At 67.1% G+C, this 20,493-nt stretch carries 19 protein-coding genes; 13 read left to right on the forward strand and 6 right to left on the reverse strand.

The genetic code is table 11. The annotated features are described in order from the left end of the window. Window position 1: 1 nt before the first annotated feature. From ftsW to PO605_RS05220, 10 genes are all read left to right on the forward strand, one after another. On the forward strand, window positions 2-1,267 hold the full coding sequence (gene ftsW / locus PO605_RS05175) for a putative lipid II flippase FtsW (protein ID WP_017404612.1): 1,266 nt from the start codon (window positions 2-4) through the stop codon (window positions 1,265-1,267). Next, the gene (gene murG, locus PO605_RS05180; protein ID WP_016448031.1) at window positions 1,264-2,355 is read left to right on the forward strand and encodes an undecaprenyldiphospho-muramoylpentapeptide beta-N-acetylglucosaminyltransferase; all 1,092 of its coding nucleotides are present in this window, start codon (window positions 1,264-1,266) and stop codon (window positions 2,353-2,355) included. The genes ftsW and murG overlap by 4 nt, the downstream gene beginning before the upstream one ends. After that, the gene (gene murC / locus PO605_RS05185; RefSeq protein WP_016453132.1) at window positions 2,352-3,785 is read left to right on the forward strand and encodes a UDP-N-acetylmuramate--L-alanine ligase; all 1,434 of its coding nucleotides are present in this window, start codon (window positions 2,352-2,354) and stop codon (window positions 3,783-3,785) included. The genes murG and murC overlap by 4 nt, the downstream gene beginning before the upstream one ends. Next, window positions 3,782-4,759 carry a D-alanine--D-alanine ligase gene (locus PO605_RS05190; protein WP_017404614.1) on the forward strand — a complete coding sequence of 326 codons (978 nt, stop codon included), beginning with the start codon at window positions 3,782-3,784 and terminating at the stop codon, window positions 4,757-4,759. The genes murC and PO605_RS05190 overlap by 4 nt, the downstream gene beginning before the upstream one ends. Next, window positions 4,756-5,556, forward strand: a complete 801-nt coding sequence (locus PO605_RS05195; RefSeq protein ID WP_016448028.1) for a cell division protein FtsQ/DivIB — start codon at window positions 4,756-4,758, stop codon at window positions 5,554-5,556. The genes PO605_RS05190 and PO605_RS05195 overlap by 4 nt, the downstream gene beginning before the upstream one ends. A gap of 84 nt (window positions 5,557-5,640) precedes the next feature. Then, the gene (gene ftsA, locus PO605_RS05200; protein ID WP_012203404.1) at window positions 5,641-6,870 is read left to right on the forward strand and encodes a cell division protein FtsA; all 1,230 of its coding nucleotides are present in this window, start codon (window positions 5,641-5,643) and stop codon (window positions 6,868-6,870) included. A gap of 119 nt (window positions 6,871-6,989) precedes the next feature. Further along, on the forward strand, window positions 6,990-8,228 hold the full coding sequence (ftsZ, locus tag PO605_RS05205) for a cell division protein FtsZ (protein ID WP_016448027.1): 1,239 nt from the start codon (window positions 6,990-6,992) through the stop codon (window positions 8,226-8,228). 93 nt (window positions 8,229-8,321) lie between these two features. Beyond that, entirely contained in the window at window positions 8,322-9,245 is a 924-nt protein-coding gene (lpxC, locus tag PO605_RS05210) for a UDP-3-O-acyl-N-acetylglucosamine deacetylase (RefSeq protein WP_012203406.1), read from the forward strand. Between the two features lie 13 nt (window positions 9,246-9,258). Further along, a complete protein-coding gene (locus PO605_RS05215) occupies window positions 9,259-9,435 on the forward strand; it encodes a hypothetical protein (RefSeq protein WP_016448025.1) in 177 nt (58 codons plus the stop codon). Window positions 9,436-9,562: 127 nt separating this feature from the next. Continuing rightward, window positions 9,563-10,351, forward strand: a complete 789-nt coding sequence (locus tag PO605_RS05220) for an alpha/beta fold hydrolase (protein ID WP_231574571.1) — start codon at window positions 9,563-9,565, stop codon at window positions 10,349-10,351. Here the strand turns inward: PO605_RS05220 and ruvC are convergent. From ruvC to PO605_RS05250, 6 genes are all read right to left on the reverse strand, one after another. Further along, window positions 10,348-10,896 carry a crossover junction endodeoxyribonuclease RuvC gene (gene ruvC / locus PO605_RS05225; RefSeq protein WP_016448023.1) on the reverse strand — a complete coding sequence of 183 codons (549 nt, stop codon included), beginning with the start codon at window positions 10,894-10,896 and terminating at the stop codon, window positions 10,348-10,350. The genes PO605_RS05220 and ruvC overlap by 4 nt on opposite strands. 17 nt (window positions 10,897-10,913) lie before the next feature. After that, entirely contained in the window at window positions 10,914-11,630 is a 717-nt protein-coding gene (gene mtgA / locus PO605_RS05230; RefSeq protein ID WP_016448022.1) for a monofunctional biosynthetic peptidoglycan transglycosylase, read from the reverse strand. 7 nt (window positions 11,631-11,637) lie between these two features. Beyond that, complete coding sequence (gene aroE, locus PO605_RS05235) at window positions 11,638-12,489, reverse strand: shikimate dehydrogenase (protein ID WP_272206160.1); 852 nt, start codon at window positions 12,487-12,489, stop codon at window positions 11,638-11,640. A gap of 164 nt (window positions 12,490-12,653) precedes the next feature. Then, window positions 12,654-13,517, reverse strand: a complete 864-nt coding sequence (locus tag PO605_RS05240; protein ID WP_016448020.1) for an energy transducer TonB — start codon at window positions 13,515-13,517, stop codon at window positions 12,654-12,656. 48 nt (window positions 13,518-13,565) lie between these two features. Further along, the gene (locus PO605_RS05245) at window positions 13,566-15,632 is read right to left on the reverse strand and encodes a ribonuclease catalytic domain-containing protein (RefSeq protein ID WP_047474718.1); all 2,067 of its coding nucleotides are present in this window, start codon (window positions 15,630-15,632) and stop codon (window positions 13,566-13,568) included. A gap of 55 nt (window positions 15,633-15,687) precedes the next feature. Then, on the reverse strand, window positions 15,688-16,272 hold the full coding sequence (locus PO605_RS05250; RefSeq protein WP_016448018.1) for a YqiA/YcfP family alpha/beta fold hydrolase: 585 nt from the start codon (window positions 16,270-16,272) through the stop codon (window positions 15,688-15,690). A gap of 212 nt (window positions 16,273-16,484) precedes the next feature. On the opposite strand from PO605_RS05250, the gene rodA reads away from it, so the two are divergent. From rodA to PO605_RS05265, 3 genes are all read left to right on the forward strand, one after another. Next, window positions 16,485-17,654: a rod shape-determining protein RodA gene (gene rodA / locus PO605_RS05255; protein ID WP_016448017.1), complete on the forward strand. Its 1,170-nt coding sequence runs from the start codon at window positions 16,485-16,487 to the stop codon at window positions 17,652-17,654. 352 nt (window positions 17,655-18,006) lie between these two features. Beyond that, window positions 18,007-19,467 (forward strand): metalloprotease TldD, encoded by a 1,461-nt coding sequence (gene tldD / locus PO605_RS05260; protein ID WP_017404622.1) that lies wholly within the window; start codon window positions 18,007-18,009, stop codon window positions 19,465-19,467. 97 nt (window positions 19,468-19,564) lie between these two features. Next, window positions 19,565-20,185, forward strand: a complete 621-nt coding sequence (locus PO605_RS05265) for a hypothetical protein (RefSeq protein WP_016448015.1) — start codon at window positions 19,565-19,567, stop codon at window positions 20,183-20,185. Window positions 20,186-20,493 lie beyond the last annotated feature (308 nt).

The raw sequence follows: 20,493 nt of genomic DNA on the forward strand, positions 1-20,493 counted from the left end.
GATGAACGCCATGAACCAGGCCCTGGGCCGCATGCGCTCCTGGTTCGGAGGCGCGCAGGAAAAGGCCATCGACGTGCTGCCCGTGCGCCTGGGCGGTCCCCAGTACCACCGGCCCACGCAGACGCCGGCCAGCGTGCTCGGCCTGGACCAGGCCCTGATCTGGGTGGTCATAGGCCTGCTGGCCTGGAGCCTGGTCATGGTGTATTCGGCATCGATCGCCATGCCGGACAATCCGCGCTTCGGCAAGATCGCGCCCACCCATTTCCTGATGCGCCATGCCATGTCCATAGGCATGGCCTTCGTCGGCGCGCTGCTGGCCTTCCAGGTGTCCATGGCCACCTGGGAGCGCATGGCGCGCAAGCTCTTCCTGGTGTCCCTGGTCCTGCTGGTGGCCGTGCTGATCCCGCACGTGGGCACCGTGGTCAACGGCGCGCGGCGCTGGCTGTCCCTGGGCATCATGAACTTCCAGCCGTCCGAGCTGGCCAAGTTCGCCGTGCTCATCTATGCGGCCGACTACATGGTGCGCAAGATGGAGGTCAAGGAGCGCTTCTTCCGCGCCGTGCTGCCCATGGGGCTGGCCGTGGTGCTGGTCGGGGTGCTGCTGCTGGCCGAGCCCGACATGGGCGCCTTCATGGTGATCGTGGTGATCGCCATGGGCATCCTGTTCCTGGGCGGCGTGAACGCGCGCATGTTCTTCCTGATCGCGGCCCTGGTGGTGCTGGCCTTCGTGCTCATCATCGCCACCTCCGAATGGCGGCGCGAGCGCATCTTTGCCTACCTCAATCCCTGGGATGAAAAGCATGCCCTGGGCAAGGGCTACCAGCTGTCGCATGCGTTGATCGCCATCGGGCGCGGCGAGATCTTCGGCGTGGGCCTGGGTCGCAGCGTCGAAAAGCTGCACTGGCTGCCCGAGGCGCACACCGACTTTCTGCTGGCCGTGATCGGCGAGGAATTCGGCCTGGTCGGCGTGCTCCTGATCGCCGTCACCTTCCTGTGGCTCACGCGCCGCATCATGCTCATAGGGCGGCAGGCCATTGCGCTGGACCGGGTGTTCTCCGGCCTGGTGGCCGAGGGCATTGCGATCTGGATGGGCTTCCAGGCCTTCATCAACATGGGCGTGAACCTGGGCGCGCTGCCGACCAAGGGACTGACGCTGCCCCTGATGAGCTTCGGCGGGTCGGCCATCCTCATGAATCTGATAGCGATAGCGGTGGTGTTAAGGGTGGACTACGAGAACAAGTTGCTGATGAAGGGAGGGCATGCATGACGCAGTCCACCTCTCAAGGCACGCAACGCCAGCGCACGGCCCTGATCATGGCCGGCGGCACGGGCGGCCATATCTTCCCGGGCCTGGCCGTGGCCCAGGCGCTGCGCGAGCGCGGCTGGAACGTGCGCTGGCTGGGCGCCCCCGGCTCCATGGAGTCCCGCATCGTGCCGGCCCAGGGCTTCCCGCTGGAGACCATCGAGTTCTCGGGCGTGCGCGGCAAGGGCATCATGACCCTGGCCTTTTTGCCCATGCGCCTGCTGCGTGCCTTCTGGCAGGCGCTGGCCGTGGTGCGCCGCGTCAAGCCCGACGTGGTCGTGGGCCTGGGCGGCTACATCAGCTTCCCCGGTGGAATGATGGCCGTGCTGGCCGGCAAGCCCCTGGTGCTGCATGAGCAGAACTCCGTGGCCGGCATGGCCAACAAGGTGCTGGCCAGCGTCTCCCACCGCATCTTCACCGCCTTCCCCAACGTGTTCCCCAAGGGCCGCTGGGTCGGCAACCCCTTGCGCCAGGCCTTCACCGAGCAGCCCGCGCCCGAGCAGCGCTTTGCGGGCCGCAGCGGACCGCTGCGCCTGCTGGTGGTGGGCGGCAGCCTGGGCGCCAAGGCGCTCAACGAGATCGTGCCGCAGGCGCTGGCCCTGATTCCGGCCGATGTGCGCCCCGTCGTGCTCCACCAAAGCGGCGCCGCACAGATCGACGCCCTGCGCGCCAACTACGCGGCGGCAGGCGTGCAGGCCGAGCTGACGCCCTTCATCGACGATACGGCCCGCGCCTTTGCCGAGGCCGATGTCATCGTCTGCCGCGCCGGTGCCAGCACGGTGACCGAGATCGCGGCCGTGGGCGCAGCCGCCATCTATGTGCCTTTCCCGGCCGCCGTGGACGACCACCAGACCGCGAACGCGCGTTTCCTGGTCGATGCCGGTGGTGGATGGTTGATGCAACAAAGCGCACTGACTGCCCAAAGCCTGGCCGAAATGCTACAAAATATGCAGCGTGCGACGCTGCTGGAGCGCGCTGGAAAAGCCAAGAAAATGCAAAAGACCGAAGCCACCGCCGAGGTGGTCGCCGCCTGTGAGGAACTGGCCGCATGAAGCACGCCATTCATCACATCCATTTCGTCGGCATCGGCGGCGCCGGAATGAGCGGCATCGCCGAGGTGCTGCACAACCTGGGTTACGCCGTCTCGGGCTCGGACCTGTCCGACAGCGCCACGCTGCGCCGGCTCGCAGGCCTGGGCATTGCCACCCACGTCGGCCATGCGGCCGCGAACATCGAGGGGGCTGACGCCGTCGTCACCTCCACCGCCGTGCAGTCCGACAACCCCGAGGTGGTCGCGGCGCGCACGCACAAGATCCCCGTCGTGCCGCGTGCGCTCATGCTGGCCGAGCTGATGCGCTTCAAGCAGGGCATCGCCATCGCAGGAGCCCACGGCAAGACCACGACCACCAGCCTGGTGACCAGCGTGCTGGCCGAGGCCGGGCTGGACCCGACCTTCGTCATCGGCGGCAAGCTCAACAGCGCGGGCGCCAACGCCAAGCTGGGCCAGGGCGACTACATCGTGGTCGAGGCGGACGAGTCCGACGCCTCCTTCCTGAACCTGCTGCCCGTGATGGCTGTCGTCACCAACATCGACGCCGACCACATGGAAACCTACGGCCATGACTTCGGCCGGCTCAAGGGCGCCTTCGTCGACTTCCTGCACCGCATGCCGTTCTACGGCCGCGCCATCGTCTGCGTGGACAGCCCGGCCGTGCGCGAGATCCTGTCCCAGGTGGCCCGCCCCGTGACCACCTACGGCTTTGCCGAGGACGCCCAGGTGCGCGCCCTCAACGTGCGCGCCGAGGCCGGCCGCATGCATTTCACGGTGCGCCGCAGCAACGGCCAAAGCTATCCCGACCTGGACGTGGTGCTGAGCCTGCCGGGCGAGCACAACGTGCTCAACGCGCTGTCGGCCGTGGCCGTCGCCATGGAGCTGGAGATTGCCGACGAGGCGCTGCTGCGCGCCTTCGAAAGCTTCAAGGGCGTGGGCCGGCGCTTCCAGCGCTATGGCGAACTCCCTGCAGCGGACGGTGGCATCTTCACCGTCATCGACGACTACGGGCACCACCCTGTCGAGATGGCGGCCACGCTGGCTGCTGCGCGCGGCGCCTTCCCGGGCCGCCGCCTGGTGCTGGCCTTCCAGCCGCACCGCTACAGCCGCACGCGCGATTGCTTCGAGGATTTCGTCAAGGTCATCGGCCTGGCCGATGCCGTGCTGCTGACCGAGGTCTATGCGGCCGGCGAGGCGCCGGTGGTGGCGGCCGATGGCCGCTCGTTGGCGCGCGCCCTGCGCGTGGCCGGCCGGGTCGAGCCGGTCTTTGTGGAAGACGTTGCCGAGCTGCCGGCGGCCCTGGCCGCCCACGCCCGCGATGGCGACGTGCTGTTGTGCATGGGGGCCGGCTCGATTGGCGCCGTGCCCGGAAAGTTGGTTGAAATGCTTCAGAAACAAGAGCTGCAGGCGCAGCAGGGAGCTGCGCAATGAGCAGCTTCGGCACCCAGATCGATGTCAAGGCCCTGGGCAAGGTGGCCGTGCTGTTGGGCGGCCGCTCGGCCGAGCGCGAGGTCTCGCTGATGTCGGGCACGGGCGTGCTCAAGGCCCTGCTGTCGCAGGGCGTGGATGCCCATGCCTTCGACCCCGCCGAGCGGGACCTGGGCGAGTTGAAGAAGGACGGTTTCGACCGCTGCTTCATCGCGCTGCATGGCCGCTACGGTGAGGACGGCACGGTGCAGGGCGCGCTGGAGCTGCTGGGCATCCCGTACACGGGCCCCGGCGTGATGGCCTCCAGCATCGCCATGGACAAGATCATGACCAAGCGCATCTGGCGCTTCGAGGGTCTGCCCACGCCCGACTGGCGGCTGGTCGCCAGCGCCGACGAGACCCGCGCCGCGCTGCAGGCGCTGGGCGCGCCCATGATAGTCAAGCCCTCGCGCGAGGGCTCGACCATCGGCCTGACCAAGGTCTGGACAGCCGAGGAATGCGAGCAGGCCTATGTGCTGGCCTCCCGGTACGACCCCGAAGTGCTCTGCGAAGAGTTCATCGAAGGCGACGAAACCACCTGCCCCGTGCTCGGAACCGGCGAGGGCGCCCACGCCCTGCCCGTGATCCGCATCGTCGCGCCCGAAGGCAACTACGACTACCAGAACAAGTACTTCACCGACGACACCCAGTACCACTGCCCCAGCGGCCTGCCTGCCGAGGAAGAGGCCGAGATCCGGCGCATCGTCGTGCGGGCCTTCCGCACGCTGGGCTGCCGCGGCTGGTCGCGCGCCGACATCATGATCCGCGCCAGCGACCGCAAGCCCTTCCTGCTGGAGATCAACACCTCGCCGGGCATGACGGGCCACTCGCTGGTGCCCATGTCGGCCCGCGCCATCGGCGTGAGCTACGAAAACCTGTGCCTGGGCATCCTGGCCAGCGCCGCGCTGGACGCGCAACCGGAGCAGGAGCACGCATGAGCTACTCCCTGCCGGCCCCCTTCGACGTCAAGCTCATGAACGTGACCGCCACGGTCCTGTTCGTGGGCGTGGCTGCGCTGGGGCTGGCAGCGGTGAGCTGGTGGGCGCTGCGCCATCCGGCCTTCAACATCGGCCGCATCGTGGTCGAGGGCGAGCTGGTGCACAACAACGCGGTGACGCTGCGCGCCAATGTGGCGCCGGTGCTCACGGGCAACTTCTTCACCGTGGATCTCAAGGCCGCCAAGGCGGCGTTCGAGCAGGTGCCCTGGGTGCGCGAGGCGCAGGTGCGCCGCGACTATCCCAACAGCCTGCGCGTCATCCTGCACGAGCATGTGGCCGAGGCCTTCTGGGGGCCTGATTCGGGCACCGGCCTGGTCAACAGCTTCGGCGAGGTCTTCGAGGCCAACCTGGGCGAGCTGGACCGCGACGGCCTGCCGCGCCTGCAGGGCCCCGAGGACAGCGCCCCGCAGATGCTGCAGATGTACCGGCTGCTGGTGCCGGCGCTGGGGCCGCTGGATGTGGAGATCGACGGGCTGACGCTCAATGCGCGCGGCAGCTGGCAGCTCAGGCTGGCCAACGACGCACAGATCGAACTGGGTGGCGGCAGCGTGGAGGCCGTGCTGCAGCGCGTGCAGCGCTTCGTGCGCACGCTGCCCCAGATCACGACCCAATACAAGCGCAAGGCCGACGCCATCGAGTCGGCCGACCTGCGCTACGAAGACGGATATGCGCTGAGGCTGCGCGGTGTGACCACCGGCACGGCCAAGGCGCCGGCTGCAGTGCGTCCCCGACGCTGAAGACGAGGGAGGACAGACCTATGTACATGCACACCAAGCAGCGACACAGCGACAGGACAGAACCAACCGGGGGCGGATGCTGATATGGCAAGAGAATACAAAGATGTGATCGTCGGACTGGACATCGGCACGGCCAAGGTCATGGTCGTGGTCGCCGAGGTCCTGTACAACGGCGAACTCAAGCTCGCCGGCCTCGGCGTGGCCCCGAGCAACGGACTCAAGCGTGGCGTGGTGGTCAACATCGACGCCACGGTGCAGAGCATCCAGCAGGCGCTGAAGGAGGCCGAGCTGATGGCCGACTGCAAGATCCAGCGCGTGTGCACCGGCATCACCGGCAGCCACATCCGCGGCCTGAACTCCAGCGGCATGGTGGCCATCAAGGACAAGGAAGTCACGGCCACCGACGTGGCGCGGGTGATGGAGACGGCCAAGGCCATCAACATCTCCTCGGACCAGCGGCTGCTGCTGGTCGAGCCGCAGGAATTCGTGATCGACGGCCAGGAAGTGCGCGAGCCCATCGGCATGAGCGGCATCCGCCTGGAGGCCAAGATCCACATCGTCACGGGCGCGCAGAGCGCGGCCGAGAACATCATCAAATGCGTGCGCCGCTGCGGCCTGGAGGTCGAGCAGCTGCTGCTCAACCCGTTGGCATCGAGCCAGGCCGTGCTCACCGATGACGAGCGCGAGCTGGGCGTGGCCGTGGTCGATATCGGCGCGGGCGCCACCGACGTGGCCATCTTCACGGGCGGCGCCATCCGGCACACGGCCGTCATTCCCATCGCGGGCGACCTGATCACCAGCGACATCGCCATGGCGCTGCGCACGCCCACCAAGGACGCCGAGGACATCAAGGTCGAAAGCGGCTATGCCAAGCAGTTGCTGGCCGACCCCGACGCCCAGGTCGAAGTGCCGGGCCTGGGCGACCGCAGCCCGCGCATGATCAGCAAGCAGGCGCTGGCCGGCGTGATCGAGCCGCGCGTGGAAGAGATTTTTTCTTTGGTGCAGCAGGTGGTGCGCGATTCAGGCTACGAGGAAGTGCTGTCCTCGGGCATCGTGCTGACCGGCGGCAGCGCCGTCATGCCGGGCATGGTGGAACTGGGCGAGGACATCTTCCTCAAGCCCGTGCGCCGCGGCATCCCCAAGTATTCGAGCGCATTGGCTGACATGGTGGCTCAACCCCGCGCCGCCACCGTGATGGGATTGCTCGAAGAGGCCCGCCTGGCTCGCCTGCGCGGTTTCAAGGTGGCACAAAAGAGTGGGTCGATGAAGACCGCTTTTGGCCGTTTCAAAGACTTCATCGTGGGGAACTTTTGATATGTGCTTTCATCGACTGCGCATTACCGGCCCGCCCACCGGCTTCCGAATACCGGACAGAAGACAGAATTTTCCCCAGACGGTGGTGACCACTTACAGAGAGCTACAGGAGAACCAACATGCCCATCGACATGATTGAAGTTGAAGAATTCAACCAGGGTACGCAGATCAAGGTGATCGGCGTTGGCGGCGGCGGCGGCAATGCCGTCGAGCACATGATTGCGCGCAACGTGCAGGGCGTGGAGTTCGTCTGCGCCAACACCGACGCGCAGGCGCTGCTGCGCAGCAGCGCCCACCGCACCATCCAGCTCGGTGGCAGCGGCCTGGGTGCGGGCAGCAAGCCCGACAAGGGCCGCGAAGCCGCCGAGCTGGCCGAGGACGACATCCGCACTGCCATCGAAGGCGCGCACATGCTGTTCATCACAGCCGGCATGGGCGGCGGCACGGGCACGGGCGCTGCGCCCGTGATCGCGCGCGTGGCCAAGGAAATGGGCATCCTCACCGTGGGCGTGGTCACCAAGCCCTTCGAGTGGGAAGGCGGCCGACGCATGGCCAACGCCGACAGCGGCCTGAGCGAACTCGAAGCCAACGTCGATTCGCTGATCGTCGTGCTCAACGAGAAGCTGCTGGACGTGCTGGGCGACGACATCTCGCAGGACGAGGCCTTTGCCCATGCCAACGACGTTCTCAAGAACGCCGTGGGCGGCATTGCCGAAATCATCAACGAGTACGGCCATGTGAACGTCGACTTCGAAGACGTGCGCACCGTCATGGGCGAACCCGGCAAGGCCATGATGGGCACGGCCAAGGCCGCCGGCCCCGACCGCGCGCGCATCGCTGCCGAGCAGGCCGTGGCCTGCCCGCTGCTGGAGGGCATCGACCTGTCGGGCGCCAAGGGCGTGCTGGTGCTGGTCACGGCCGCCAAGGGCAGCCTCAAGCTGTCCGAGTCGCGCCTGGCCATGAGCACCATCAATGCCTACGCCTCGCCCGATGCGCATGTGATCTACGGCGCTGCCTACGACGACAGCCTGGGTGACGAAATCCGCGTCACCGTGGTGGCCACCGGCCTGTCGCGCCCCAGCGCACGCCGCCAGAACATGCAGGTGGTGCAGGGCGGCCTGCGCACCGGTACCGACAACATGAGCTACCAGCTGCCTTCGGCCTCCATGGGTGCCGCAACGGCAGCCGGCGGCCTGGTCGGCGGTGCTGCTGGCGGCGCCGACTATGCCAACAACATGTCGGTGCCCAGCGTCTGGCGTACCAACCGCACGCAGGCCGCTGCCCGCGTCGATGCCCTGGCCTCCGGCGGCATGGACGATCTGGAAATCCCGGCCTTCCTGCGCAAGCAGGCTGACTGAGCAGCGGCCGATACGGTCGCTGCATGGTTGTGATAGCGAATGCCGTGCCAGGGCCATGCCCTGCGCACGGCTGCCGCACTTTAAAATAGCCGGATGCTCCAACAACGCACCATCAAGACGATCACCCGTGCCGTGGGCGTGGGTCTGCACAGCGGCCAGCGCGTCGAATTGACGCTGCGTCCCGCGCAGCCCGACACCGGCATCGTGTTCCGTCGCGTGGACCTGCCGGAGCCCGTGGACATCCCGATCTCCGCCGAAGCCGTCACCGACACGCGCATGGCCTCGACCATCGGCACGGGCGGCGCCAAGGTGCATACCGTGGAGCACCTGATGTCGGCCATCGCCGGCCTCGGGCTCGACAACATCTACATAGACATCACCGCCGAGGAAGTGCCCATCCTAGACGGCTCCTCCGCCTCCTTCGTATTCCTGCTGCAAAGCGCGGGCATCGAGCTGCAGAAGGCGCCCAAGCGCTTCATCCGCGTCATCCGCCCCGTCGAGGTGCGCGAGGGCGAGGGCCAGAACCTCAAGTGGGCACGCTTCGACCCGTACCACGGCTTCAAGCTGCGCTTCGAGATCGACTTCGCCCATCCTGCCGTGGACTCCACCGGCCAGTGCGTGGAGTTCGACATGGGCGAGGACAACTACACGCGCGACATCGCACGCGCGCGCACCTTCGGCTTCACCAAGGACGTGGAAATGCTGCGCAGCCACGGCCTGGCGCTGGGCGGCGGCATGGACAACGCCATCGTCATGGACGACTACAAGGTGCTCAACAGCGACGGCCTGCGCTACGACGACGAGTTCGCCAAGCACAAGATCTTGGACGCCATCGGCGACCTGTACCTGATCGGCAGGCCCCTGCTGGCCGCCTACAGCGCCTTCCGCTCGGGCCACGGCATGAACAACCAGCTGCTGCGTGCCCTGCTGGCCCAGCCCGACGCCTGGGAACTGGTCAGCTTCGACAGCGAGCGCCAGGCGCCCAAGGGCTTCGCCCAGCCCGCGCGGGCCTGGTGAGGCGGGCGCCGCCATGCTGATCTTCCGCTGGCTGGCCACCGTGCTGCTGCTGGCATCAGCCGTGTCCTTTGCGTTCTACCTGGGCACGGGCCAGCCCCGCTACAAGCGCTGGGGCTTCATCATCCTCAAGTGGACCGTGATTGCCGGCGTGACCTTCTTCGCCGTGCTGTTCTTTGGACGCATCGTCTGAGGTCCTGAATGGGCTGCGCTGCCGCCATTGCGGAGACTGCCGGGCCGCCATGAAGGAAATTCGGATCCGGGCCGGCGACGGCCACACCCTTGTGCTGGTGCGCAGCGGCTGCGTCCAGGGGCCTGTCGTGGCCATCACGCACGGCACCTTCTCCGGCACCGCATCCTGCGACCGGCTCGGCGCGTATCTGGCGGCGCAGGGATTCGGCACTTGGCTCTTCGACTGGCGCGGCCATGGACGGAACCCGGCCTGCGGCCATGGTCATGATCTGGAAGCCGTGGCCAGGCATGACATCGCCAGTGCCATCGAGGCCATCCGCAGCGAGGAGCAGGGCCGGCCTTTGACCCTGATAGGCCACAGCGGGGGCGGCATTGCGGCAGCCATCTGGGCCGCTCGCAATCCCGATGTGGCTCGGGACCATCTGGCCGGTGTCGTGCTGCTGGCCGCCCAGGCCACCCATGCTGCCGCCACACCGCTGGCCTGGGCCAGGATCCGGGGTTACCTGGCGTGGATAGGCCGCCGGAACTGGCTGGTAGCCAACCGCATGGTGGGGCCCGAGGCGGAAAGCGGCCAACTGATGCGCCAGTGGTGTCAGTGGAATCTCCAGCGCCGATTTGTGGGACATGACGGCATGAACTACCTGCAGGCACTCTCCCAGGTGCGTATTCCCGTTCTGGCGCTGGCGGGTGCTGGAGACCGCCTGATTGCACCCTGGCAGGGGTGCGAAGCGCTGGCAAGCGCTTTCGGCGGGACGGATGTGGAGTTCGTGCTGTGTGGCAAGGCCACCGGTTTTGTCGAAGACTACAGCCACAGCAGGTTGCTGATGGCCGGCAACGCGCAATCCGATGTGTTCCCCCGGATCGCGCAATGGATCAGGCTCAGGGCCGAGCAGGGTGGCCAAGCACTGGTGTCCTAGTAGACGCGCCCACCTTTGTAGACCGCATGCTGGCGGCGCTGCAGCTGCGTGACCTCGGCCATCTTCGTCATGGCGGCGCCTGCATGGGCGTGGGTGATGGCCAGGCCCAGGGCATCGGCGGCATCGGTGCCGGGCAGGCCGGGCAGTTGCAGCAGGCGGCGCACCATTTCCTGGATCTGGCTCTTGGCCGCGCGGCCATGGCCGGTCATGGCCTTCTTCATCTGCAGTGCCGTGTACTCGGCCACCGGCAGGCCGGCGTTGACCAGGGCCGTGAGCGCGGCGCCGCGTGCCTGGCCCAGCAGCAGCGTGGACTGGGGATTGACGTTGACGAAGACGATTTCCACGGCCGAGGTGTCGGGCTGGTAGCGGCTGGCGACTTCCGAGATGCCGTCGAACAGAAGCTTGAGCCGGCCCGGCAGGTCGCCGAGCGCGATGCCCGTGGTGCGGATGGTGCCGCTGGCCACATAGGCCAGGCGGTGGCCGTCGACGTCGATCACGCCGAATCCCGTGGTCTGCAGACCGGGGTCGATTCCAAGGATGCGCATGGGGTGAATGTAGCTGTTCAGGGGACGACGGCGCTGGGCATTCTCTGCATGACCGTGCGCGTGCGCTGCAGCAGATAGCCGGAGTTGGGCAGCTTCTCGAAGCGCTTGGGCTGGGGCAGCATCACGGCCAGGCGCGCGGCCTCGGCGGCGCTGAGCTGGGAGGCGCTCTTGCGGAAGTAGTGGCGAGCGGCCGCCTCGGCGCCGAACACGCCCTGGCCCCATTCCACGCTGTTGAGGTAGATCTCCAGGATGCGCTGCTTGCTCAGCATCAGTTCCAGCAGCTGGGTCAGCACCAGTTCCTGCCCCTTGCGCAGCAGGCTGCGTTCGCCCGACAGCAGCAGGTTCTTGGCCAGCTGCTGCGTGATGGTGGAGCCGCCATAGATCTTGGGCGCCTTGCCGTTGTCGGCCTTCATGGCCCGGGCTTCGGCGCGCTGGTTGCGCTGCCAGGCTTTCTCGATGGCTTCCCATTGCACCCCGTGGTGTTCGGTGAAGCTGTCGTCTTCGGAGGCAATGACGGCGCGCTTGAGCGTGGGCGCGATGCGGTCATAGGGCAGCCATTGCTGGCTCCAGTGCAGGCCTTCGGAGCTGCGCAGCATCTGCCAGGCTTCGGAGCGCTGGAAGGCTGTGGACTCGGGATCGACCACCACCATCAGCGCAATGCGCAGCACGAAGAACAGCTGCAGCAGCAGGCCGGCGCACAGCACCAGCAGCAGGGCGCGTGCCAGGGATTTCATGAAGCGCTCAGCCGCCTTGAGCAATATGGGCGCGCAGCTCGTTCAGCACCTGGGCCGAGGGCGGGCGCACGCCGCGCCACAGCGCAAACGATTCGGCCGCCTGCTCCACCAGCATGCCCAGCCCGTCGCGGGCCGTGGCGCCGTGCTGTTCGGCCCACTGCATGAAGCCCTGAGCCGCGGGGCCGTACATCATGTCGTAGGCCAGGCTGCCAGGGCGCAGCACGCGGGCCGGCACGGGCACCTCGGCACCGGCCAGGCTGCTGGCGGTGGCGTTGATGACCACGTCGAAATCCTCATCCACGGCCTGCTGCTCCAGCGCCACCAGTTCCACGCCATGTTGCGCGGCAATGGCGGCATGGCGCTGCACCAGGGCCTGGGCGCGCTCGAAGGTGCGGTTGACCACGGCGATGCGGCGCGGGCGCTCGGCAAGCAGCGAGCCCAGTGCGCCGGCTGCGGCGCCACCCGCGCCCAGCAGCAGCAGGTCGCGCCCGGCCAGCGGCACGCCCGCATTGCGCACGATGTCGGCCACCAGGCCCAGGCCGTCGGTGTTGTCGGCATGGATGCCGTCCGCCGCCAGCACCAGGGTGTTGGCGGCGCCGGCCAGTTGCACGCGCTCGCTGGAGGTGGTGGCCAGCTGTGCGGCTTCCAGCTTGAAGGGTACGGTGACATTGCAGCCGCGTCCGCCTGCCGTGACGAAGGCGCGCACGGCCTCGGCAAAGCCATCCAGCTCCACATGCTGGCGCTCGTAGCGCAGGTCCTGCCCGCACAGTTCGGCAAAGCGGGCATGGATCCAGGGCGAACGGCTGTGCGCGACGGGGTTGCCCATGACGCAGTAGCGGTCGGAGGAGATTGATGTCATTTCAGTTGTCCATTGCTCGGCACAATGCCCGCTGCCTATGAAACTGGCGCGGCCTCGCACGAGAGACACCGAGGAAGGGCCGCCCCGCACCGAGGGTGTCGTCCCCCTCCCGCGAAGTGAGAGAGGGGGAAGGCGCGAAGCGACTCAGGGGGTGCTTCATTACTTCACTGGACCGTGGTCTGCAGCGTCTGCTCACGCGTGAACTTGAAGCGCGAGACCACGGCGATCTGGTCGGCCTTGGCGCGCATGGCGGGGCCGAAGTGGCCGAAGGGGCCGGCCGCACGCGCGATGGCTTCGGCGCGGGTGTCCAGCAGGCGGTTGCCCGAGCCCTGCACGATCTCGGTGGACAGCACGCGGCCGTCGTGGTTGACGGTGAGGATCATGACCAGCTCGCCATAGAGCTTCTTGCCGGCCTGCTCGGGAAAGTTCTCCGTGCCCTTGTCCTCGACCTTGCGGCGCAGGCCGTCGTAGTAGATGGCGTAGACGGCCTCGCGCGTGGACGGGCTGATATAGCGCTTCTTGGGGCGGGCGTTTTCTTCGTTGATGCGTTTTTCGATCTCGGCCAGCAGCTTGACCAGCTGCTGGCGCTTTTCCTGCTGGGCCTGCTGCTCCTTGGTCTGCTTTGCCGCCTCGCGCGGGTCCAGCGGCGGCAGGGCCGCGACCTGCTTGCGCAACTGCGTCAGCAAGACGGTCTGCTGCTCCTGCATGGAGTCGATCTGGCGCTGGCGTTCCTCGAAGTCGTCGCCCACGGCGGTGAGCGCCGAGTAGGGCATGGGGCTGGAGGCCCGGCCCTTGTCGGCTTCGCCGCCGCCGGCCAGCGAGGTCTGCGCGATGGCCTGCGCCTTGTCGGGCTGCTCGTTGGCGCGGGCATTGACCAGGATGACTTCCAGCGGCGTGTCCTGGAACACGCGGTCGAAGCGTTCCGGATCGATGAACCGGAACGAGAGCAACCCGGCATGCAGGGCAATGGAGACACCCAGTGCCAACTGCAGCGTACTCAGGGAACGGAAGGCGGTAGGCAGTTTCACGTCAGATCTAAGGCAGTGGCTTGGATGCGAGGCAGGGGCGCGGGCAGATCAGGGCTGGGCAGGATCGGCCGCGGGCGTGCCGTCGGTCTCGTTCATGTCCACGGCGATGGCGATGGGGCCGGCCACGGCCTCCTCGTCGTCCTCCGCTCCATCGTCGGCAGCGGCGGCGTCGCTGTCCAGGCGCTCGATCAGCGTGCCCGAGACATCGAGCGCGATCTCGTCGATCTCGCCCAGGCGCACGCGCACATGGGCACCGCGCGGCAGGCCGGTGACGCCCAGCACGGGGAAGACCAGCGGCAGGTCGTCGGCGCGCACCAGCAGGCCGCCGCCCATGCCTTCCTTGATGACGGTGGCCGTCAGCTCGGTGATGGCGTTCTGCTGCAGGTACTTGAGCGTCCAGAAGCGCTCCATGCCTGCCTGGTAGCCGTTGTAGGCGCTGTAGGCGCCGTCAAAGCTGCTGATGATGCCGAACAGCTCGGCATCCTTGGGCTTGAACGGCGCGGCCAGTGCGGCGGTCTTGCCGTGGCGCGCGCAGGCAATGATCTGCCACTGGTTGACCAGGTCCACATAGCGGCGCAGCGGCGAGGTGGCCCAGGCATAGCTCTTGACGCCGATGCCCGCGTGGGGGAGCGCCTTGGTGGACATGCGCACCTTGATGCCGGGGGCCAGGCTGGCCTGGCTGCGGTAGATGCCGGGCACGCCCAGATCGGCCATCCAGCCGCCCCAGGTGCTGTTGGCCACGATGGCGGCCTCGGCCACGATCAGGTCCAGTGGTGCGCCGCGCTTGCGCACGGTGATCTCGACCTGCTCGTTGCCGCGGGGCTCGGCGCTGCCGTTGCCCACCAGGCGGAAGTTGTAGTCGGGACGGTTGAAGTTCTCGGGCTTGCCTCGCACCAGTTCGCGCCCGGCCTTCAGGTGCCTGGCCCAGCGCTGCAGGAACGTCAGTTCGGCGCGCTTGCCCTGCAGCACTTCGGGCGTGCTCTCGACCTCGATGGACGGGTCGGCCAGCCACTGCTCGGTGACGATGTGGTCCAGCTTGTCATGGCGGAAGTTGACCTGCACGGGCACGCGTTCCAGGCGCGTCTCGCTGGCCGTGGTTTCCAGCGTGGTCTCGTCCACGGTGACGTACAGCGACACGGCGGGGTTGGCGCGGCCTTCGTCCAGCGTGTAGATCTGCACCACCTCGTTGGGCAGCATGGTGATCTTGTAGCCGGGCATGTAGACGGTGGACAGGCGCGAGCGGCCGAGCTGGTCCAGCGGCGTGCCCGGCACGATGGCCAGGCCGGGGGCCGCGATGTGGATGCCCACGGTGACCGTGCCCGTGCCCAGGCCGCGCACCGACAGCGCGTCGTCGATCTCGGTGGTGGCCGAGTCGTCGATGGAAAACGCCTGGACATCGGCCAGCGGCAGCTCTGCCGGCGGCTGGGGCGCCTCCAGCGGCGGAAATTGCGTGCCCTTGGGGAAGTGGTCGAAGAGGAAGCGCTTCCAGTGGAATTCGTAGGCCGATTCAATGGCGCCGGCCCTGTGCAGCAGATCCAGCGGTGCCAGGCGCGTGGCGCGGCTGGCCTCGACCACGGCCTTGTATTCGGCGGCGTTCTTGTCGGGGCGGAACAGGATCTTGTAGAGCTGTTCGCGGATGGGGCCGGGGCATTCGCCAGCGCCCAGCTGCTCGGCCCAGGCCGTGATCTGGGCCTGGATCTGCTTTTTCTTCTCTATGCCGGCCAGCGCCTGCTGCAGGATTTCGGCCGGCGCCTTCTTGAAGCGGCCCTTGCCGGCGCGGCGAAAGTAGTGCGGCGCCTCGTAGATGCGAAACAGCGCGCCGGCCTGCTGGGCCAGCGTGGCATTGTCCGAGAAATAGTCGCGTGCCAGGTCGGCGAAGCCGAATTCCTCCTCGGGGGCGAATTCCCAGGCCAGGTCCAGATCGATCTCGGCGGCCATTGCCTGGCCCTGGGCGATCAGTTCGGCAGGCGCCGGCTTGTCGAACTTGAGCAGGATGTTGGCGGACTTGACCTTGACCCGTTTGCCCGAGTCCAGTTCCACCTGGGCGGAGGTGTCGGCTTCGGAGAGGATGCGGCCGGCCAGGAACTTGCCGGCTTCTTCAAACAATGCGTGCATAGCCCGATATTCTCCCACGCTGCGGCTGGCAGCTGCCGCGCAGGCGTGTGCGGCATCAGGCCAGATTCAGGAACTCGTCGAGCTGGGGCAGGTACTCCTCGAAGTTGCTCAGCGCGTGATCGCCGCCTTCCTGGATGATCTGCAGCGCATGCGGGTAGCGCGCGCTCATCTCGCGCCAGTCCAGAACTTCGTCGCCCTCGGCCGCCAGCAGCATCTCGGGCGCGGCCGGTGTCATGGAGCGCGTGTCCAGCGCGCGCAGCTCTTCCATGTACTCGCGGCGAAAGAAAAAGCGTTCCTCGGGGTTGTGCCAGGACGTCTGCTCGCCAATGTACTTTTCAAGATCGCGCGCCGGGTTCACGGCCGGGTTGATCATCACGCTGCGGCAGCGCGCCAGCTGGGCCACCCAGCTGGCGTAGTAGCCGCCCAGCGAGGAGCCGATCACGGCCATGGTCTCTCGCGGCCAGCTGCCTATGCCGTCGGCAATCAAGGCGGCCGCCTCGCGCGGGGATGGCGGCAATTGCGGGCTCCACCAGCGCACATGGGGATGGCGCGTGGCCACATGTTCGGCCATGCGCCGGGCCTTGGTGGATTGGGGTGAGGAGCGAAAGCCGTGCAGATACAGCAAATGGGTGGTGGTCATGGCGGGCGCTCTCCTTTGCGTTGCTGGGGCCGGGCGCCGGATGCGGCCCGGACGGCTCATGGCCCATTGTGGCCGCTGCGGCGGGCGGCGCCCAGCAGGGAAGGCCCGGGCCGACAGCTGGATGACAACCGCCTCCGTGGGCAACCCTGCGCCGGGCTGGGCCGCATGCGCCACGGGATAATGGCGGCCCGTGCCCGCGACCGACCATCCCCGTGACCGAATTCGACAAGCCCTCCCTCTGGCAACGTGTTGCCCCGCTGCTGCGGGGCTTTGACTTCTGGTTGCTGCTGTTCGTGGGCATGCTGGCGTCGGCGGGGCTGATCGCCATGTACTCCTCGGGCTTCGACCACGGCACGCGCTTCACCGACCACGGGCGCAACATGCTGATCGCGGCGGCCATTCTCTTTGTCGTGGCCCAGATTCCCCCCCAGCAGCTCATGAAGGTGGCCGTGCCGCTGTACATGCTGGGCGTGGCGCTGCTGGTGGCGGTGGCGCTGTTCGGCATCACCAAGAAGGGGGCTCAGCGCTGGGTCAACGTGGGCGTGGTGATCCAGCCCAGCGAGCTGCTGAAGATCGCCACGCCGCTGATGCTGGCCTGGTGGTTCCAGCGCCGCGAGGGCCAGCTGCGCGGCACGGACTTCGTGATCGCCATGGTGCTGCTCATGGTGCCTGTCGGGCTGATCATGAAGCAGCCCGACCTGGGGACCTCCCTGCTGGTGATGGCGGCCGGCCTGTCGGTGATCTTCTTCGCGGGCCTGCCCTGGAAGCTCATCGTTCCGCCCGTGCTGGCCGGTGTGATCGGCATCACCCTCATCGTCTGGTACGAACCCCAGCTGTGCGCCGACGGCGTGCGCTGGCCCGTGCTGCATGAATACCAGCAGACCCGTGTCTGCACCCTGCTGGACCCCACGCGCGACCCCCTGGGCAAGGGGTTCCACATCATCCAGGGCATGATCGCCATCGGCTCCGGTGGCGTCTGGGGCAAGGGATTCATGGCAGGCACGCAAACCCACCTGGAGTTCATCCCCGAGCGCACGACCGACTTCATCTTCGCCGCCTATTCCGAGGAGTTCGGCCTGGTCGGCAACCTGTTCATCATCGTCTCCTTCCTGCTGCTGGTCTGGCGCGGGCTGGCCATCGCCATCCAGGCCAACACGCTGTTCGCGCGGCTCATGGCGGCGGCCGTGGCCATGATCTTCTTCACCTATGCCTTCGTGAACATGGGCATGGTCAGCGGCATCCTGCCCGTGGTCGGCGTGCCGCTTCCCTTCATCAGCTACGGCGGCACGGCCATGGTCACGCTGGGGCTGGCGCTGGGGGTGCTGATGTCGGTGGCGCGTTCGCAGCGGCAACTGCCGGGCGAGGGCGGCGGCCCGCTCTGAACACCAGTTTGCGGCGCCCAAGGCGCCTGCAAATGTCAAATAGTCTGGATGCCTGCTGCCGGAAAGCTCCGTTTCTCTCCATGATTTGGCGAGCAAGCCAAGCCTGCATGAGACTGGCATGCTCCTGTTTCCATAACGTCTGCGGGATGACCGTGCACTTGCCACGGACGCCGAGGCGCGCTACAAAGCAAGCGCGGACATGGGCCAGCATGTTCGCCATCCACGCGGATGCATGCCTACGGAATGCCGCTCAGCCTGGTGGGGCGGCATTCCGTTCTTTTTTGCAGGCCCATGAACCGTTGGCTGCCCCCGTTGCACGGCGAGGGCATGGCCGGCTCTCTACAATGGGCGAATGATCTCCCGCGAACCCACCATTGAACGCCTGGCCACAGCGCGCCAGTTGCTGCTTGAGCCCTTCGGGCTCGATGAAACCCATCTCGCGCGCGCACTGGCCGAGATCCGCAGCCACCAGGTCGACGACGCCGACCTCTACTTCCAGTACACCCGCGCCGAAGGCTGGAGCCTGGAAGAGGGCATCGTCAAGACCGGCAGCTTCAGCATCGACCAGGGTGTGGGCGTGCGGGCGGTCAGCGGCGAGAAGACGGCCTTTGCCTATTCCGACGATATTTCCGAAGCCTCCCTGCTGGATGCGGCACGCACCGTGCGCTCCATCTCGGGCGCGGCCCAGAGCAAGCGCGTGCGCGCCAACGCGTCCAAGATCGCGCAAAGCCGCTCGCTGTATCCGGGGCTGGATCCCATTGCCACGCTGGACAGCACGGCCAAGGTCGAGCTGCTGGGCAAGGTCGAAACCCTGGCCCGCGCCAAGGACCCGCGTGTCGTCCAGGTCATGGCCGGCCTGGCCAGCGAGTACGACGTGGTGCTGGTCGCCCGCGCCGATGGCACGTTGGCTGCCGACGTGCGGCCGCTGGTGCGTCTTTCCGTCACCGTGATCGCCGAGCAAAAGGGTCGGCGCGAAGTGGGTTCGGCCGGCGGTGGTGGCCGTTTTGGCCTGGCCTATTTCAGCGATGAGCAGATCACGCAATATGTGGACGAAGCCGTGAGCGCGGCCCTCACCAACCTGCAGTCGCGCCCCGCGCCGGCAGGCGAAATGACCGTGGTGCTTGGCCCCGGCTGGCCCGGCGTGCTGCTGCACGAAGCCGTGGGCCATGGCCTGGAAGGCGACTTCAACCGCAAGGGCGCCAGCGCCTTCAGCGGCCGCATCGGCCAGCGCGTGGCGGCCAAGGGCGTCACCGTGCTGGACGACGGCACGCTGGCCGATCGCCGCGGTTCGCTCAACGTCGATGACGAGGGCTGCACCAGCCAGAGCAATGTGCTGATCGAGGACGGCATCCTCAAGGGCTACATCCAGGACGCGATGAACGCCCGCCTGATGGGCGTCAAGCCCACGGGAAACGGCCGCCGCGAAAGCTATGCCCACATCCCCATGCCGCGCATGACCAACACCTACATGCTAGGTGGCGACAAGGATCCGCAGGAAATCGTGGCCTCGATCAAGAAGGGCCTGTACGCCACCAACTTCGGCGGCGGTCAGGTCGACATCACCAGCGGCAAGTTCGTGTTCTCTGCCAGCGAGGCCTATTGGGTCGAGAACGGCAAGATCCAGTACCCCGTCAAGGGCGCGACCATCGTGGGCAGCGGCCCGGAATCGCTCAAGCACATCACCATGATCGGCAACGACATGCGCCTGGACAGCGGTGTGGGCACCTGCGGCAAGGAAGGCCAGAGCGTGCCCGTGGGCGTGGGTCAGCCTACGCTGCGCATCGACGGCCTGACGGTGGGCGGCACGGCCTGACCGTCGCATGCCCGCGCCCTGCATGGCAGGGGGCGGGTCCTCTGTCCTGCCTGACGCGGCCCGCCGCGCTCCGTGGGCGCCGCCCGGCGCCGATTCCATGACCCAGCTTTCCTTTCCTTCCCGGCCAGGCCTGCAGACTTCTGCCCATCCCCTGCGCAGCCTGCCGGAACACTGGCGCACCTGGGCCGGCGAGTCGCGGCTGAACCGCGTCTGGCTGAACGAGTTGATCGTGGGCGATCTGCAGCCCATGCACCAGCAACTGGCCTTGCTGGCCGTTGCGCTGGACGAGGCCGTGCGCGTGCGCTATGCGGGCAGTGCACGCCCTGCCGTGGAAGAGGCCATACAGCAACTCGACCTGGCCGTGCTGGACCACCAGCACTTCCTCACCACGCTGGGGGCGGTATGGCACGCCCTCTACGAATTTCCCGCCTACCAGCGCCTGCTCAAGGGGTTCAGGGAGGTCGTGCACGCCTGGCAGCAGTCCGTGCTGGTGGGCGATGCCCAGGAGCCCGAGCATTTCCGCCGCTGCGAGCGTCTGGGCTGGCGCCTGCTGGGAGATGCATGCCTGTTGATAGACATGTTTGCGGAATCCGCCGCTGTGGCGGGCGGGTTCGATGCCGCCGCAATGCAGCCTTGGTACCGGACGCGTCGCTGGCGTCCCTGGAGCGCCCTGCGCCGAGCACTGCGCAGGCTGCGCGACTCCTTGCTGCGGCGTTGAGGCGGGCCTGCCGCGATGCGCGGAAGCGTCATTTTCTGGGGTTTGCACGTTTTTAAAGGTGAATGCAAGAAAACTGCATGTCATCGTGTTTTTATCCGTGATGACGAAATATTTTTGCGTTGAACGGTTGAAAAAGCAGTTTAAGTGCGTGTAGGATTTTGAGGTTTCTCTCTGTGGCACTGTGAAGTGCGCCCCCCGTGCTGCCATGGCCATGTTGCACTGCGAAAAATGACTGTGCTACATTCAGTTCCCATGCAAGCCTGTACCTCCTTCTACTTTTACTTTTGGTTCTCCTCCCCGGCGGAAGA

This window comes from Delftia sp. DT-2 (genome assembly GCF_028401915.1).
Lineage (GTDB): Bacteria > Pseudomonadota > Gammaproteobacteria > Burkholderiales > Burkholderiaceae_C > Comamonas > Comamonas tsuruhatensis.